Origin of the sequence: Paracoccus saliphilus (assembly GCF_028553805.1) — a bacterium.
Lineage (GTDB): Bacteria > Pseudomonadota > Alphaproteobacteria > Rhodobacterales > Rhodobacteraceae > Paracoccus > Paracoccus saliphilus.
Genome location: NZ_CP067140.1, coordinates 500,666 through 517,498 on the forward strand (window position 1 = coordinate 500,666; position 16,833 = coordinate 517,498).

Genomic DNA, 16,833 nt, shown 5'->3' on the forward strand with positions numbered 1-16,833 from the left:
GTTCGCATTGACTTTGCGAATAAATTGACGTTTTCGTTATCCCGTAGTGGAGGGATTGGATAGATGGCATCCGATAAGTCGACAGATTTCCTGAAACGCAATCGCCCTCCCCGGGTGAATATTTCCTATGAGGACCCGTACGATTCCGAGAAGATGGTTGAACTGCCCTTCGTGATGGGTGTGCTGTCCGATCTGTCCGGGAATGCGTCGGAAGTCGAGAAACCCGATATGGAGGAGCGTGATTTTACCGATGTCACCGCATCCACGCTGGACGATTACATGAAAAGCGTCGGGCCGGCCGTATCGTTCAATGTCGAGAACAAGATGGGTGGGGCGGATCGCCTGGGGGTCACGCTCAACTTCGAAAGCATGGATGATTTCAACCCGGCCCGGGTCGCAGCCCAGGTTCCGGCATTGAAAAAGCTGCTGGAGGCGCGTCAACATCTCGCCAATCTGCAGCGCTACATGAATTCGAAGCCCAAGGCGCAGGACCAGATCCGAAAATTGCTGAACGATCCTGACCTGATGGCCGCGCTTGCCGAGCGTGACGTGGGGAAAGACACATCTGAAGAGGACAGCTGATTATGGCGCAGGAAAATCAGGCGCAGGTCTCTGAAGCCGCTGCCCTGTCCGAGCTGGACGAATTTTCGGACATCCTGAAACAGACCATCAAGCCGCGATCGGAAGTCGCCGCCAAAGAGGTGGACAATGCCGTCGTGGCCCTGGTGCGGGAGGCGCTGGACGACCAGACGCTGATCGCCGAGGATGTAATCGACACCATCGACGCGATGCTGTCGAAGCTGGATCAGAAACTGTCCGAGCAGTTGAACGAGGTTATCCATAACGAGGAATTCCAGAAGCTGGAATCCTCGTGGCGCGGCCTTGCCTATACTGTCAATAATTCCGAGACCGACGCCTCGCTGCGCGTGAAGGTGATGAACGTCTCGAAGAAAGAGCTGCAACAGATGATGCGGCGCTATCCGGGCGCCAAGTGGGACAAGTCACCGCTGAACAAGCTGGTCTATGAAGAAGAATTCGGGACCCTTGGCGGCAAACCCTTCGGTGCCTTGATTGGCGACTATTATTTCGATCACAGCACCGGTGACGTTGCCCTGTTGCGGGACATGGGCAAGATCGCTGCCGCTGCACATGCGCCGTTCATCTCGGCTTCGGCTCCGGAATTGCTGGGGCTGGATAGCTGGAATGAATTAAGCACCCCTCCCGACCTGTCGGAAATCTTCGACACGCCGGACTATGCCGCTTGGAACGGGCTGCGCGATTCCGAGAATTCGCGCTATGTCGCCCTGACCATGCCACGCGTTCTTGCGCGTGAGCCCTATGGCCAGAATTCGAATTCCGTTGTCGAGGAATTCAACTTCGAGGAAGAGACCGACGGGCATGAGGGCAAGAAATATTCCTGGATGAACGCTGCCCATGCGCTGGCGGTGAATATCAACCGCGCGCATAAGGAGCATGGCTGGACCGTCCAAATTCGCGGCGTGCAATCGGGCGGCGAGGTGTTGAACCTGCCAACGCATAATTTCGATACGGGCGATGGGTCCAAGGATCTGAAATGTCCGACCGAAGTGTCGATCACCGATCGGCGCGAGGGAGAGTTGTCGAAGGCCGGGCTGATCGGCCTGATTCACCGCAAGCATACCGACAAGGCTGCCTTCATCGGGGCCCAGACCTTGTATCGTCCCAAGAAATACGTGGATGAACAGGCCACGGCGTCGGATAACATGTCGTCGCGCCTGCCATATATTTTCGCGGTGTCACGATTCAGCCATTATTTGAAGTGTATGGTCCGCGACAAGATCGGGCAAAGCCCCGATCGCCTGCAACTTCAGACCCAGTTGCAAACCTGGGTGAACAAGTATGTTTCAGGCAATCCGGAAAGCGCCAGCGAGCGGGAAAAGGCGAAGAAACCGCTGGCCGGTGCGAAAGTGGAAGTGGTTGAGGACGAAGAAAATCCGGGCTATTATATGGGCAAATTCTATCTCAAGCCGCATTTCCAGTTGGAAGGCATGGACGTCGGAATGTCTTTGGTTTCCAAACTGCCCAAGGGTAAATAATTTTCAAGCTGACTGCCGCAGTAAAAGGAGTTCTACATATGGCTGTCGATATTTTCCTGAAACTCTCGAACAACATCCGTGGCGAATCGCAGGACGATACGCATCGTGACGAGATCGATGTGCTCGCATGGAACTGGGGCCTGACCCAGTCCGGCACCACGCATATCGGCTCGGGCGGCGGCGGTGGCAAGGTCAACGTGCAGGACATCACGCTGACCAAATATGTCGACCTGGCCACCAATGACCTGATCAAGCGCTCCACCAAGGGCGAGCATATCGAGAATGGCGAGCTGATCGTCCGCAAGTCGGGCGGCGCGGCGCCGGTCGAGTATTTCCGGATCAAGATGGAAAACATCATGATCACCAGCTACAACACCGGCGGCGCCAAGGACGGTCTGGACCGCATCCAGGAAACCGTGACGCTGAACTTCCGCAAGTTCGAGGTGCTTTATACCCTGCAGGAAGAATCGGGCGCAGCCGGTGCCGAGACCGTGGCTGGCTTCGATATCGCCGAGAACAAGGAATGGAGCTCGTAAGCCTCCGATCCTTATGAATTCGTGGCAGGGTCGGCGCTATCTGGTGCCGGCCCTGTTTCATTTGGCACGGGATGTTTCTAACATGGCCCGCAACCATGCGATCAGGAGATATCATGGCTTCTCGTCGTCCTTCCGGCGCTCCGGGCGATGATTCCGCGCGGGGCAGCCTGCGGGAAATGTCGCTTCTGCATATTTTCCGCGATTCCGCTGGACGCCGGGATTCGCGCGACAATTCCCGTCGCTATACCGAAGGCGAGCGGGATCTGACCTTGGTCAGCCAGAAGCGCCGCGAGGGTGCCAGCGAGGCGTCGTTGCGGCGCAATCTCGCGCTGGATATCGCCAGCCTGATGAACACGATTCGCCTGGATGTCATCACCGACCTGTCCGATTCGCCGCGGGTGCGCGACTCGGTCATCAATCACGGCTTCCAGGATATGGATTCGCTGTGGCGCAACAATCGGACGCCGGGCGACATGGCCAATGCGATCCGCGTCGCGTTGATCCGCAACGAACCAAGATTGCGTGCCGAGACGATCGAGGTTCGCGTGGATGAAAACGATCCTTCGGTCGATCAGCGTCTGACATTCGAAATCATGGCGGAAATGATTTCGGATCCGACTGATATTCCGCTGCAATTCTATGCCGAGGTGGATCCGGCAGCGGGCAAGGTTTCCATGAAGCGGATGCAGGGCGGCGCATGAAGAAAGCTTTCCGCGACGCTTACGAGCGTGAACTGGATATTCTCTATGAACGCTCGGCGGAATTCGCCGACGAATTCCCGGGATTGGCCGATCGGCTTGGCGGTGTGCTGCGCGAGAATATCGATCCGACGATTGCCGGATTGCTCGAAGGGACGGCTTTTCTGGCGGCGCGTGTTCAGCTCAAGCTGGACGAGGAATTCCGCGGCTTTACCACCGAACTGCTCGAGCAGATATTCCCCGATGCGCTGTCGCCGATACCCAGCTGCATGATGGTTCAGGCCCCGGCAACGACCAAGGATTCAGGCGATCCGAGCGTCCGGCGCTATAATCGCAACACATATCTCGACGCCAGTTTCCGTGATGCCGATAACCGGGTGACCTGCCGTTTCAGCACCACCGCGCCCATGACCGTGTTGCCGCTGCGGTTGACGGGGTTGACCTATCACGACCGCACGACCGCGCTTGGCGGTCTTGGGCAGGACCCCGACCGGGCTACGCGCGCCGGGCTGCAGATGGATATCGAGTCGACCAATGAACAGCCCATATCCGCATTGGGCGAGGATGCGCTGACCTTCCACCTGACCGGCGACATGTTTCGGGCGATCGCGCTTTACGAACAGATCCACTGCAATGTCACGCGCATATCGCTTCGCTGGCTGCGGCCGAACGGCGATCCCTGCTTCTTCCGCCTGCATCCCGATCAGATCGATCAGATCGGTTTTACCACGGATGAATTGCTGCTCGATCGTCAGTCGAACCTGTTCGAGGGTTTTGCCCTGCTGCGCGATTTCTATGCATTTCCACGCAAGTTCCTGGGGTTCCGGCTAACGGGCCTGACCGATATCCTGCGCAATGTCGCGACAGGGCAGATGCAGGTGATCTTCGAATTCGATCGCGTTGATGACGATCTTGCACGTCTGACCCAGATAGGGGACATCAGGCTGAACTGTGCGCCGGCGATCAACCTGTTCGAAGAGGGCTCGAATCAGATCAGGTTGGATGACAAGCGGCATGAATATGTCGTCATGCCCGATTCCGGTCCGATGAGCCATTACGAAGTCCATCGGCTGCTGCAGGTCTATGCCACCTATGGAACGGCTCATGAGCGGGTCGATGTCGAGCCGCTCTATGCCTTGCCGCAAGGGGCGACCTCGCAGCGCTCGACCTATTATTATACGAGCCGCCGCAAGCCGCGGCGGATGACCGAATCCGAACGCCGTCACGGGATGCGCAGCGGTTATCGCGGCACCGAAACCTATGTCTCGATCTATGAGCCGCCGGAATCCGTGATCGGCGACCGCGCACATCGGTTGCACCTGCGGACCCTGTGTTCGAACCGGCATCTTCCCTCTGCGCTGCCCCTCGTGCGCTCCGAGGATTTCAATGTCGTGTCGGACCGGCAGATGTCGGTCAGCTGCATTAACGGCCCGACTGCGCCGCGCGAAGCCATGACCGAGACCGAGCGGGCGGGACCGCACCGCACCGGGCAGGGCGATGTCTATTGGCGGCTGATCTCCTATCTGGCGCTCAATCACTTCGGACTCGATGATCGTTATGGCCGCGACGGCGCTGCCAGTCTGCGTGAAATTCTGACGCTGTTCGCCGACCTGTCCGACAGCGTGACCGAAGCCCAGATCGCGGCGGTCGTAGGGCTGAATGTCCGGCCTATTACCCGCTCGCTGCGGCGTGCCGAGGGATATTTCCCCGCGCGTGGTCTCGAGATTTCGGTAACTTTCGACGAAACCGGCTTCGAGGGTAGCGGCATCATCCTGATGGCCGCCGTCCTGGATCGCTTCTTCGCCGAATATGTCAGCATCAACAGCTTCACGCAGATGGTGACTGTCAGCAAGCAGCGCGGGGTAATTCGCAAATGGCCGCCCCGCACCGGCACGGGCCCACTGATATGAACCTGGACGGCGCGAGTTTTCTGGCGCTGCTCAGGCGCCTCGAACGCGAGAGGCCGGATCGCCCCCGCATCGGCCGTTCGACGCGGCTCAGCGACGAGATCGTCGAGATCGGGCAGGATCCCCGGCTTGCCTTTCCCGCAGCCGACCTGATCCCGGCCGAGCCGAGGCAGGATGATCGGATCAGGCTGCGGGCGAATTTCATGGGCTTTTTCGGCCCCCACGGTGCGCTTCCCCTGAACCTGACCGAAGAGGTGCTGCGCTGGCAGGAAGAGGGCGAGGAGGGTTTCGTCCGCTTCGTCGACATGCTCGCGGCGCGGTTCTACCAGCTATTTTTCCGCGCCTGGTCCGATTCCCATGCCATCAGTCAGCATGACCGCCCGGACGAGGACCGTTTCGCCCGCTATGTTGCGGCGGTGGCAGGAACCGGCAGCCCGGCGTTTCTGCAGCATGACAGTTTTCCCGATGTCGCCCGCTTGCCGCTGGTTTCAATCTTCGGTGGCAGGGTCCGCAGTGCCGTGCGTTTGCGGCAGATGCTGACCAGCTATTTCGGATTGCAGGCGGAAGTAGAGGAACATGTGCCCGCGTGGCTGGAATTCGAAGAGGACGAGCGGCGCGGTTTGGGATCGGGTGGCGGGTTGGGGCGCGACATGTATCTGGGCGCGCGGCTGCAATCGGTCAGCGAAAAGATCTGCGTCCACCTGCATATCCCCGATGCCGAGACCTATCGCAGTTTCCTGCCCGGCCAGGACAGGCACCAGCGTCTCGCCGATCTGGTCTATTGGTATCTGGGCCGCTCCTACGAGGTGGATCTGGCGTTGACGCTGCCCCCGGCCGAAATTCCCACCGCGCGTATGGGCGAAACCATTTCATTGGGCTGGCTTGCCGCGCTGGCTCCGTCTGCTGAAATGCAGGCAGCAGAAAAGATCGAGATTTCACGATTTGCCCTGACTCAGGGACACTGATCAACAAGAGGCCAAGCATGACCGCCATTACCATCGAGAAATTTGCAGGCAAGATGAACCGCGTCGGCTATGATGCCTTCCTTCAGGCGATGCGGCAGGCGCGCTCGGACGGCAATCGCAATGTCGAGCTGTGCCATTGGCTGTTTCATGCGATCTCCAACCAGAACTGCGATATCTCGATCACGCTTCGCGAGGCCAAGCTGGATCGCGCCCGAATCCTCAAGGACCTGGACGGTGCGGCGGCGGCGTTGCAGAAGAACGTCACCGAAACACCCGGTATATCCGAGCGGTTGGCCGACGCGCTGAACCACGCCTGGACCTATGCCTCGCTGTTCTTCGGCGAGGCGCAGATCCGCACCGGGCATCTTCTGGTCGCGCTTCTGAACGATCAGGCGCTGCGCCACGCGCTGGTGGAATATTCCTCGGTGTTCGACGACCTATCGCCGGACCATATCGGCCGCGAATCCCGCACCATCTGGGCCGATTCCGAGGAAGAGGACATGCGCCCGATGGATGGCGCCGGGCTGCGCTCGGCCGTGGGGGGCGGGGGAGACGCGGCGGGGGCCTCGACCGCGCTTGGCCGGTTCTCGGTCGACATGACGGCGGATGCGGCAGCAGGCCGGATGGACCCGGTTGTGGGCCGCGACGACGAGATCCGCCAGATCATCGACGTGCTGATGCGCCGGCGGCAGAACAACCCGATCCTCACCGGCGAGGCCGGAGTCGGCAAGACCGCCGTGGTCGAAGGTTTCGCGCAGAAACTGGCCGCGGACGAGGTTCCTCCCGCGCTGAAGGGCATGCGGCTGCATATGCTGGATATTGGCGCGATGCAGGCCGGGGCCAGCATGAAGGGCGAATTCGAACAGCGCCTGCGTTCGGTCATCGACGAGGTGCAGTCCAGCCCCACCCCGATCATCCTGTTCATCGACGAGGCGCATACGCTGATCGGCGCAGGTGGCGCGGCGGGCACCGGCGATGCGGCGAACTTGCTGAAACCGGCACTGGCGCGCGGCACGCTGCGCACGATCGGCGCGACGACATGGGCCGAATACCGCAACTATTTCGAAAAGGACCCGGCGCTGACCCGGCGCTTCCAGCCGGTGCAGGTCGATGAGCCCGATATCGACACCGCCTGTTACATGATGCGCGGCCTGTTGGGCCCGATGCAGGAACACCACAAGGTCCGCATCTCGGATGCCGCGGTCGAGGCGGCGGTGAAGCTGTCCGCCCGCTATCTCCCGGCGCGGCAATTACCCGACAAGGCCGTGTCGCTTCTCGATACCGCTTGCGCGCGGGTGGCGGTCAGCCAGTCCTCCGTCCCCGCCCGCATCGCCGATCTGCAGGCTGCCATCGCCTCGCTGGAAACCGAGATCGCCGCCAAATCCGCCGAACGTGAACTGGGCGCGAACCCGGAAACCCGGCTCGCCGAGGCGCAAGAGCAATTGCAGGCCCGGAAGGACGAGCTGACCGCGCTTGAGGCCGCCTATGAGTTGGAGAAAAGCATTGTCGAGAACATCCTCGACCTGCGCACCCGTCTGGCCAAGGAAAAGGGCGAAGAGGTCGATTCCGACGCCATCCGGGCCGAACTGACCACGGGGATGGGCAAGCTGGATGCGATCAATGCCGATGACCGGATGATCTATCCGCATGTGGACGATCAGGCCGTCGCCAGCGTCATAAGCGACTGGACCGGCATTCCCGCTGGCCGCATGGTGGCCGATGAATTGCAGGCGGTGCTGTCACTGGCGGACCACCTGAAGGAACGGGTGATCGGTCAGGATCCGGGGCTGCAGATGATCGCCCGCCGGGTCGAAACGGCGCGCGCGGGCCTTGGCAATCCCGAGAAACCCATCGGGGTCTTCATGCTCTGCGGCCCCTCGGGCGTGGGCAAGACCGAGACCGCGCTGGCGCTGGCCGAGTCGCTCTATGGCGGCGAACAGAATGTCATCACCATCAACATGTCCGAATTCCAGGAGGCCCATTCCGTCAGCCTGCTGAAAGGCGCGCCTCCGGGCTATGTCGGCTATGGCGAGGGCGGACGGCTGACCGAGGCGGTGCGGCGCAAACCCTATTCCGTCGTGCTTCTGGACGAGATGGAAAAGGCCCATCCCGATGTCCATGAACTGTTCTTCCAGGTCTTCGACAAGGGCCGGATGGAGGACGGCAATGGCCGTCCGATCAATTTCCGCAACACGCTGATCCTGATGACCTCGAATGTCGGCACCGGCACGATCATGAACCTCGCGCCCGAGGGGATCATCGAGGACACCGAGACGCTGGAGGCCTCGCTCAAGGAGGAATTGCTGGGCACTTTCCCGCCCGCGCTTCTGGGCCGGATCGTGACCGTTCCCTATGTGCCGCTGAGCAGCGAGGTGCTGGCCGGGATCTCGCGTCTCAAGCTGGGCTCGGTCGCCCGCCGGATGAAGGAATCGCAGGGCGCCAAGCTGGTCTGGGACGATGCGGTGATCTCGCATATCGTCGATCAGTGCCGCGATCCCGACAGCGGCGGCCGGATGATCGACAATATCATCACCAACTCGATCCTGCCCGACCTGTCGCGGCAGGTGCTGGCGCGCATGGTCAGTGGCGAGGTGATGTCGGATGTCACCATCAAGGTCACGGATGACGGTTTCGGCTATGAATTCGCCTAGCGTCCGGGTCCGTTTCGCTTCCTGATTGCGTCCCGCGATGGCCGGGGGCTCTGCCCCCGGACCCCCGGGATATTTGTATGAAGAAGAAGGGACAGGTTGTTCCTTCGAAGGAAGTTGTCGCGGTCATCGGGGGCTAGTATGTTTTTCATACTGATTTTGGGGATGCGATATCCCGGGTGCCGCCTTGTTCGTTCGGGCTGTCCGCGAAAGGCCGAAATTTGTCGTGCAACACGGGCTGCCGGTGTACGCCCTGTGTACGGGTTGTGCAGCCGGATTCCCAGCATTTGCTGGCTGAATCGCGATCCCGTTGCGTGGATGACCAATGCAACGCACGTAGCTGTTGCGACCTGCGCCGCCACGATATCTGGATTCAGCGAATATAGACGCTGCTGACCCCGACCATCGCCTCCTCGCCGATTTCCCGGCTGAGCGCCTCAAAGAAAGGTTCGGCCAATTGGCCCGACAGGCGGGATACGGTCTCGGGCCGTCGCGGTGTGGCGAGTGCCACGATCAACTGATGCGTGTCCCGCGCCGCACCCGAGCGCGCCACCGGAGCGTCGAACCGGATGCGGTTCGACGACCGGATCAGGAAGCGCCGCAGGTCGTGCACAACGCCATTGTCATCGATCAGTAGCAGGGTATTGTAGCGTCCCGTTCCGCCCGAAATCTGCCCCCGCAGCGAAGCCCCGCTCGCAACCTGCTGGGATTCCAGCTGAATACCGAGACCGAAGACCGGGTAGAGCGGATCCTGCCGGGCGAAGGTCAGCCCCGGGCATTGCCGCTGATCCAGCAAGACGGCGGCTTCGGTCACCTCGGTCGTCAGGCCTTCGGTCAGGTCGTCCATCAGTCTCGAGATCTTCCGGTCATTGGCGGCCAGCACGCCAAGCTGAATCGCGTCATCGCCACGCAGGGCTGGCAGGGCAAGCAGGCATGGCTCGGTCAGGAGGCTGCGGATGCGGTCGAACAATTCGACCAGCCGCGGATCGGTGGGAGCGGTTTCGCCGCTTGCGGCATCGGGCTCAGCTCCGCCCGGTTCGGCTTGGCTGGAGGGTGTATCGGATGCGGGGCTCTGGATCATCGGCAGCATCTGATCCGACAATACGGGGGCGATCTGCCCGTCATCAAGATGCGCCAGCATGTCTTCTTCGGATTGCTCCAGAGGTTCTGGTTCCGGGTTGTTTTCAAAAGCTTCTGGTGTCGCAGTGGATGTCAGTGCCGGTGTTTCGACCTCTGTCGAGGATTGGTTCAACGTCGTGATCTCGAGCTGCAACTGTTCGAGCGGCGGGGCTGCGGGCAGGTTCCACGAGGGGCGGTAGATCAATGCCGCCGCAGCCGCGCCATGCAGCGAGACCGATAGGAGTACCGCCTGGATCCAGGTTGAATTACGGCCCGTCGCGCCGATCATTGTCCCGGCCCCGCGCGCAACGTAACCAATCGCACCTCGCGGCTGGCCAGTTCGGGATGGCCGAGCGCAGAGATCAGCAGGCTTGCCTCGGCATCCTTGTCGATCATCAGATGCAGGATGTCGTCCGAACCGGATAGCGCGGCCGGTAGCAAATCGGGCGACACCGGTTGGCCATCCAGCAGCCAATCCGTGGTCGAGCGTATCTCGAGGATCGGAGAGGGCAGGGCGGATGGCGCGATCTGCGAGGTTTGTGCCAGCCGCAAGTCCTGCGGTGTGCGGGTCTCTTGCCCGGCCACCAGGAAAAAGAAGATCAGCAGTAACACGATGTTGACGATCGCCAGAGATGTGTCGATCCGCAGCCTTTCGGGATGTCGTACAGGCAGGCGCAAGCTCATTTCGCACCTCCATTCGCGATCTGGACCGATTCGATCCCGCGCGCTGCGAGGGTTTCCAGCACCGTGGTCACCTGTTGCACATGCACATCGGACCGAACCACGATCAGGACATTTCGCGTGCCTTGCGCCGCCAGGGCGTCCGCCAGTGACGGCAAGCGGTCCAGGGCGAAACGCTGACCTCCTGCGACCAGCCCGTCGAGATGCAATGTCCAGACGGCGGTCGCGGATGCGTCGGTCGTCAATACCTCAGCCTCTGCTTCTTCGGTTGCCGCATTTCCACCCATCAGTCCGCCGCTGCGTAGGGTCAGCATGGAATAGGGCACGATATTCGAGGACAGCATGAAGAAGATCAGCAGCTGGAACAGCACATCGGCCAATGGGGTCATTGAGAACCGATATCGCGCTTTTCGCTGCGGTAGCCTCAACCCCGCAACCCGCGCCGGATGAGGGGGCGATATTGTTGTGGCCCCCATGGATCAGGCGCGGGCCGGTTGTGCGATACGGCCATGGATCGCGGAAGAGATCACCAGCTCGATCGTCTGACGTTCATCCTCGATCCGCCCTTCGAGCCATGAGGCGATGAAATAGGCCACCAAGGCGATGGCGAGCCCGGCCGCGGTCGTTGTCAGCGCGGTCCAGATACCGGATGCCAGCAAGCGGGGATCTGCGGCCTCTTGGCTTAGTGCCAGGTTGCCGAAAGCGTCGATCATGCCGATGACCGTGCCCAAAAGCCCCAACATCGGGGCCATCTGCACCACCGCTTCGAGCAGCCGCATCCGCGCGCCCATCCGCGCCATCTCGGCTAATGCGACCTGCCGGGCCAGTTCCTCGCCATATCCGGGCTCGGAAGGGCGGGCGCGCAGCCCGGACATCACCGCTCCGAGGACACGGGCCAGCACGGTCCTGCCCGCCGTTGCCTTGCGCTGCGCCTCGTCGGGGCGTCCGTTCAGCCAGTCGTCGAGGATTTCCTCGCCGCGCTTGTGGCCGCCGACGCCCAATTTCCGAAATTGTATCGTCTTGAAGATCGTGACGGTGAGGGTCAGCACCGACAGGGCCGCCAGGGCCGCGAAGACGGCCATCGTCGTCATCGGCAGGTCGCTAGGAAAGATCATTTCAGTCAGCCTTCAGCGATCAGAGCCCAAAATCGATATCGGTGCGCGATTGCGTCGCGAGCCCGGTCAGGCAGGCATTGCGCAGATCCTTACCATCACCGGTAGTGCATGCAGCAACGTCATTGACGATGATCTGCCCGATATCGGTGCAACCACGGTCCGGCAATTCGAACATCGCCACCTTGGTCTTGCCCGAAACCATTGCTCCGAAATCCAGGATCGGCAGCGATTGCACGACACCGGCGGCATCGAAGATCGCCACCTGCCACGCGGCACGGTCCAGATCCTGATCCAGGCGGTTGGTGGTGACAACGGTCAGTTGGCAGCCTCCGGCCTCGGTCGATGTGGCGCCATTCAGTTCCAGCAATATACTGTCGACGATATCTGTCTGTGTGCGGATATCGGCGGAATCATCGCTATCCTCGGTCGGGGCCGGGATGTCCGCCGTGGAATCGTCGGTCTGCGAGAATGCGGAAAAGCCGGAAAAAGTAAGAAGAACGCTGGAAAGTAGCGCAATCGCACGGTGACGCATGAATATCCCTTTCTTTGAGAATCAGCGATAAACCCCGATCATGGGCAGGTTGTGGAATTGATTCTGGGCCGTGATATCCGGAGACCCCATATTCGAATAAGTATCTGGTGTTGTTAATATGTCATCCGGATTCGTGAAAGGCATTAAATAGTTGGCCCGTGGCACTGGGGGTATTTCATCATAGCTTATTGCGGCGATTTTTTGAGTCTTTTCGACCATTGCCGCCTGTTCGGCAGGTTTACCATCGGCAATGTCCGATTGAGGAAATGCACTCGCCGAGAATGTATTTGTAGACAAGGCCGCGGCCGATTCTCGTGATGCGGTGGGCATACGGCGTTCGGCCGTATTTCCAAGCTGAGGCGCCACAATCTCCGGGGCAGATGCCAGATAATCAACCGCTTTGGCAAAGCCGAATGCGCTACTGGCGGCCAGTAAGGTTGCACCTGCGATAAAGATCGGCTTCATGATTAAACACACTCCCTTTGTCAAAGCTGTACCATGCCTGCTCTGTTTGCTCAATTGATCCGGTCGCCTTCGTGAGCCAGCCACTGTCGATATTCGTCGCAATCGCTTGCGGTTTTCTGGCGCTTCCTGCCGCTGCGCGGGCCGAGATGCGGCTGTGCAATCAAACATATGACGTTCTGAACGTGGCGATCGGTGCGCCGGATGGCGAGGATTTCTCCACGCGCGGCTGGTGGCGGGTTGCGCCCAATCAATGCGCGGTCCTGAGGCGAGAGCCTCTTCAGTCCCGCTACTACTACATCTTTGCAACCGACGTGTTCGGGAAGGAAGTCCTGTCCGGTGCCAGCCCGATGTGCGTGGCACCGCGCCGTTTTGAAATCACCGGGCAGCAGGATTGCCTGTTGCGCGGCTTTCTGGATGCCAGGTTCATCGAGGTCGATACCGAGGAACGCAGCAACTGGACCGTATTCGTTTCGCCACGACCGACATGAGACTTGGATGCGGGGCTACTGGCTGGTAATTGTGAAGAAGGATGTAAAGAGTCGACGGGATGGCAGACGAGGGCGCTTCATGCGACTGATCCGCACAGGATTTCTGGCGACGCTTGCGCTTTGTGCGGCAGGAGGGCAGGTGGCTGCGCAGCCTGATGCCAAGGTTCTGGTCCTGGGCTCATCTTTGCCTGAAACCCTTGCGCCAATTGCCGACAATGCTGTTCTCGTCCCGGCCGACGGGGTTGTCGATGAGGTCGCCAAAACTCGTGCGGAACTAATCTATGTCGGATCGCCACTCGCCGGTGATGTGGATGGAACCTCTGCACTACCCATGCTTCTAGCCGAACTGCCCGCTGATCGCGCAACAACTGTTGTCGTGAATAGCTGCGGATGGGAGGGTCAGGCGCTTGACCATGCCGAGTTGACGGCTGCGTTGGCTGATCGGACCGAGGTGACGCTTGCCATTCCTCGCGAGGCGAATGGGTGTGACGCCGAGGGGCTGGCCAGTGCTTTCGTGACCGCTGCCGGGCTGGAAAATGCCGAGCGGCGGGCTGCATTGCAGGATGGCGGCTATCTGTTGGAAGAGGCGAAGCCGGAGGCCGCGTCACCAATGGGCGGGCTAGTCATCTCGGCCCTGCCGGCGGAGGCGATGGCCGTCTCTGACGCTCCCAAGGTTATCCTTGCCAGTAGCGACCCGACCGCGTCACGGGACACTGTCGTCAGCGCTCCTGACACGAATGTTTCGGCCTCTCCGGCAGACCCCATCGCGACGCGCAGACCCGGTGGTCCCGAGCCGTCGATCATCGTCGGGGATCTGGCCGTGCTGGTTGCCGCGGATGCGCGCGGGCCGTTGGGGCTGCCCCATCAGGCCCGAGAGGCGATACGGCAGCGAGATCCGGCGATGTTCAACAGGCTCCTGTCCCGAGGTGCTTTCGATCCTGAAGAGGCGCAGATGGTTGCTGGTATCCAGACGGAACTCGCCCGGATGAACTGCTACAAGGGTGGTATCGATGGGGATTGGGGTTCCGGTTCCGCCTCTGCCCTGCGGCGATATTTCGAGGCTTTGGGGTCTGCGCAGGCCGCAGCAGAACCCGAGATCGGTTTATACCGCACCATCATTCGCAATGAGGCCGTGCAGTGTCCCGATGTCCAGCCGGTTGCCCGGGCTGCTCCGACCAGAAGCAGCGGCGGCGGTGCCCGTGGCACCCGTTCGACGCCGACGCGAACCGGATCGAGCGGACAGGCAACCGCTCCTGCGGCGTCCCGGTCGTCTGGCCAGAGCAGCGGCGGATCGCAAGATAGCAGTTCCTCTCGCCGAACGATCAGTACTAATCCGAGCATGCTGGGGACAGGTGCGTTCCGGTGATTGGGGTAGACCCGCGTTTCCGGAATATGGGCAAGGCCGCCCGCCGCCGCCGCCGCCGGAGCCGCCTGTTTCGATGGGCGGTTGCCATGTCCGCCGTATCGGTGGCTGGTATTCTGGGAGTTCGCTATTTCGATCCCGATTTTAGCGCGTTGCTGAGATTGGGGGATCAGGGACAGACATTGGTGCAGGTCGAGTCTGAATTCGATATCGCGCCTGTCGTCCGCACCGACACCTTCACCGATATTCCCGGCGACCCGCTGATCATCCCCGGCCCGGAGGATGGACAGCAACTGGATATGCGGGAAGAGCCTGTGCCTGTAGCGTTCACATCTGCACAGCGGGTTCCGGCATCGTCCACATCCGTCGCTGTTCTTGAAAGCGAATTGCTGCCCCGCAACCGCCAGCTTGTCGCCGCACTGCCTTCCTCGCGCGAGGAATTCGCGCTGTTCCAGGCGGAACGGAGCCGCGCAAGGCTGATGAATGCCGGTCTTTCCGGTGCAGAGCCGACAGCCGCCGTGGTACCTGCGGATCAGCGGGCGACATCCAGCATTGCCTTTTTGCGTGACGCGGGCCAGCGCAGCAGCCTGTGGCGCGAGATCGTGGTCGAGGCGACGCGGCAGACACCGATTGACGATCTGCTCGCACGGAACGGGTTCGATGATGCGAATGCTGCATATCTTGGCGAGCGTATCCGCAGCCAGTTGTCGCTGGATGAGGCATTGCCCGAAGGTTCGCTAATGGCGGTGCGTTATCGCATGCGCGGTAATGAACGCCAGGTGATCCAGGTGACGCTTTACGGGACAGAGGGTTTCATCGGATCCCTGGCCCTGTCTCAGGCAGGCCAGTTGGTACCCTCTGCCGATGCTTGGGCGGATCAATCGCTGCTGGATGAAGCGATGTCCGGGGAAGATGAATCGGGAACTGCGGGGCAGCAGAGACTGCTTGACCTGATCTATTCCGCAGCGTTGCGGAATGACGTGCCGTCCCAGGTCACCGGCGAGGCCCTGGCGATGATGGCGAAGGTCCATGATCTTGATAACTATGCCGACGAGTCCGATCGGTTAAGCCTTATTTATTCGCCGGGAGAGGGGGCAAGTGATCCCGGTTCGATCCTGTTCATCGGCGTCACTGGCCCGTCTGGTGAACGGGCATGCTATGTTGTCCCGGCAGAAGAGGATGGTTTCGAATGCTATGCGCCCGGTTCGCGCGTGCAGCAGAGTGACGGTGGAATTCGGATGATCCCGCCGGTTTCGGGAGTGCTGTCACAGCGATTTGTCCCGGCTTCCGAGGGGGAAGCAGATCGAGGGCATGTGATCTGGTCGGCTCCGGAAGGTAGTACCATCGTCGCGGCAGGGGATGGCCGGGTCACATTCGCATCCTTGAAAGAACAGGATGGCGCGCAGGTCGAAATCGAGCATTCTAATGGGATGATCAGCCGCTATAGCGGGTTGGGCTCGCTATCGGGCACGGTTGCGCAAGGCGGAGAGATCGCTCGGGGAGCCTCGATCGGTGCGATCGGTGGCGCTGTCGAAGGGCGGCAGGATACCGGCCTGTTGTTTCAGTTGATCAAGGGCGATCGCCCGGTCGATCCAATGCCCTATCTGAGCAGCGCGGGCCGGGTACTGGCGTCAAGCGCCGTCGAGTCGCTGATCGGGCAGATCATTCGGGTGGAAAGCGCGGGAAACGCTCGTGCGAAAAACCCACGCTCGACGGCAACCGGGTTGGGCCAATTCATCGAATCGACATGGCTCCGGATGATGCGCAGCTACCGTCCCGACCTGGTTACGAGCCTGTCGCGTTCCGAGTTGCTGAATCTGCGCTTCGATCCCGACATGTCGCGTGAAATGGTCCGCCATCTCGCGCAGGAGAACGAGGCATATCTGCGTGCCCGCGGCCATTCGATTTCGGCCGGGCGTCTCTATCTGGCGCATTTCCTTGGTCCTGCGGGTGCCGATCAGGCCTTGCGTGCGGAAACGTCGCGATCGGTCGGCAGCGTGATGGGAGCCGGTGTGGTGGCCGCCAACCCATTCCTGCGCGGCTACAGTATCGGCGATCTGCGCAACTGGGCTGACCGCAAGATGTCCGGCGCTTCCGGCACCACCCATGCCGCTACGTCATCGGAGCCGCCGTTGTCGCCTGAATTGCGAGCCTATGTATCTGAGATTGACCGGCTTCGCGGGGGCGAAAAAGGTTGATATCCGGTCACAACAGGCGAGAATTGCGTAAACTGCTCTTGTT

General features: G+C 60.8%; 16 protein-coding genes. 10 read left to right on the top strand and 6 right to left on the bottom strand.

Annotation, left to right across the window (positions count from 1 at the left end; all coding sequences use genetic code 11):
• Positions 1–63: 63 nt before the first annotated feature.
• From tssB to tssH, 7 genes are all read left to right on the top strand, one after another.
• Complete coding sequence (gene tssB / locus JHX88_RS02360; protein WP_076522629.1) at positions 64–582, top strand: type VI secretion system contractile sheath small subunit; 519 nt, start codon at positions 64–66, stop codon at positions 580–582.
• A gap of 2 nt (positions 583–584) precedes the next feature.
• On the top strand, positions 585–2,075 hold the full coding sequence (tssC, locus tag JHX88_RS02365; RefSeq protein ID WP_076522630.1) for a type VI secretion system contractile sheath large subunit: 1,491 nt from the start codon (positions 585–587) through the stop codon (positions 2,073–2,075).
• 38 nt (positions 2,076–2,113) lie between these two features.
• Positions 2,114–2,611 carry an Hcp family type VI secretion system effector gene (locus JHX88_RS02370; RefSeq protein WP_076522631.1) on the top strand — a complete coding sequence of 166 codons (498 nt, stop codon included), beginning with the start codon at positions 2,114–2,116 and terminating at the stop codon, positions 2,609–2,611.
• A gap of 113 nt (positions 2,612–2,724) precedes the next feature.
• Positions 2,725–3,312, top strand: a complete 588-nt coding sequence (locus JHX88_RS02375) for a GPW/gp25 family protein (protein ID WP_076522632.1) — start codon at positions 2,725–2,727, stop codon at positions 3,310–3,312.
• Positions 3,309–5,219 carry a type VI secretion system baseplate subunit TssF gene (tssF, locus tag JHX88_RS02380; protein WP_076522633.1) on the top strand — a complete coding sequence of 637 codons (1,911 nt, stop codon included), beginning with the start codon at positions 3,309–3,311 and terminating at the stop codon, positions 5,217–5,219. Before JHX88_RS02375 ends, tssF begins: the two co-directional genes overlap by 4 nt.
• Complete coding sequence (gene tssG / locus JHX88_RS02385) at positions 5,216–6,181, top strand: type VI secretion system baseplate subunit TssG (RefSeq protein ID WP_076522634.1); 966 nt, start codon at positions 5,216–5,218, stop codon at positions 6,179–6,181. The genes tssF and tssG overlap by 4 nt, the downstream gene beginning before the upstream one ends.
• Before the next feature lie 17 nt (positions 6,182–6,198).
• Complete coding sequence (gene tssH, locus JHX88_RS02390) at positions 6,199–8,832, top strand: type VI secretion system ATPase TssH (protein WP_076522635.1); 2,634 nt, start codon at positions 6,199–6,201, stop codon at positions 8,830–8,832.
• 370 nt (positions 8,833–9,202) lie between these two features.
• Here tssH and JHX88_RS02395 read toward each other — a convergent pair whose 3' ends face one another.
• From JHX88_RS02395 to JHX88_RS02420, 6 genes are all read right to left on the bottom strand, one after another.
• Positions 9,203–10,237, bottom strand: a complete 1,035-nt coding sequence (locus JHX88_RS02395; protein ID WP_076522636.1) for a hypothetical protein — start codon at positions 10,235–10,237, stop codon at positions 9,203–9,205.
• On the bottom strand, positions 10,234–10,632 hold the full coding sequence (locus JHX88_RS02400) for an ExbD/TolR family protein (protein ID WP_076522637.1): 399 nt from the start codon (positions 10,630–10,632) through the stop codon (positions 10,234–10,236). Before JHX88_RS02400 ends, JHX88_RS02395 begins: the two co-directional genes overlap by 4 nt.
• Positions 10,629–11,018 carry an ExbD/TolR family protein gene (locus JHX88_RS02405; protein WP_076522638.1) on the bottom strand — a complete coding sequence of 130 codons (390 nt, stop codon included), beginning with the start codon at positions 11,016–11,018 and terminating at the stop codon, positions 10,629–10,631. Before JHX88_RS02405 ends, JHX88_RS02400 begins: the two co-directional genes overlap by 4 nt.
• Before the next feature lie 90 nt (positions 11,019–11,108).
• Positions 11,109–11,744 carry a MotA/TolQ/ExbB proton channel family protein gene (locus JHX88_RS02410; RefSeq protein ID WP_176011380.1) on the bottom strand — a complete coding sequence of 212 codons (636 nt, stop codon included), beginning with the start codon at positions 11,742–11,744 and terminating at the stop codon, positions 11,109–11,111.
• Positions 11,745–11,763: 19 nt separating this feature from the next.
• Positions 11,764–12,276 carry a hypothetical protein gene (locus JHX88_RS02415; RefSeq protein WP_084202744.1) on the bottom strand — a complete coding sequence of 171 codons (513 nt, stop codon included), beginning with the start codon at positions 12,274–12,276 and terminating at the stop codon, positions 11,764–11,766.
• A 21-nt stretch (positions 12,277–12,297) separates the two neighbouring features.
• On the bottom strand, positions 12,298–12,741 hold the full coding sequence (locus JHX88_RS02420; protein WP_076522639.1) for a hypothetical protein: 444 nt from the start codon (positions 12,739–12,741) through the stop codon (positions 12,298–12,300).
• A gap of 71 nt (positions 12,742–12,812) precedes the next feature.
• On the opposite strand from JHX88_RS02420, the gene JHX88_RS02425 reads away from it, so the two are divergent.
• The 3 genes from JHX88_RS02425 to JHX88_RS02435 all read left to right on the top strand — a co-directional run bounded on the left by JHX88_RS02425 (position 12,813) and on the right by JHX88_RS02435 (position 16,790).
• Positions 12,813–13,229 (top strand): DUF1036 domain-containing protein, encoded by a 417-nt coding sequence (locus JHX88_RS02425; RefSeq protein WP_272848165.1) that lies wholly within the window; start codon positions 12,813–12,815, stop codon positions 13,227–13,229.
• Positions 13,230–13,308: 79 nt separating this feature from the next.
• Positions 13,309–14,595, top strand: a complete 1,287-nt coding sequence (locus tag JHX88_RS02430; protein WP_076522640.1) for a hypothetical protein — start codon at positions 13,309–13,311, stop codon at positions 14,593–14,595.
• 86 nt (positions 14,596–14,681) lie between these two features.
• Positions 14,682–16,790 (top strand): M23 family metallopeptidase, encoded by a 2,109-nt coding sequence (locus tag JHX88_RS02435; RefSeq protein WP_176011381.1) that lies wholly within the window; start codon positions 14,682–14,684, stop codon positions 16,788–16,790.
• Positions 16,791–16,833: the final 43 nt, after the last annotated feature.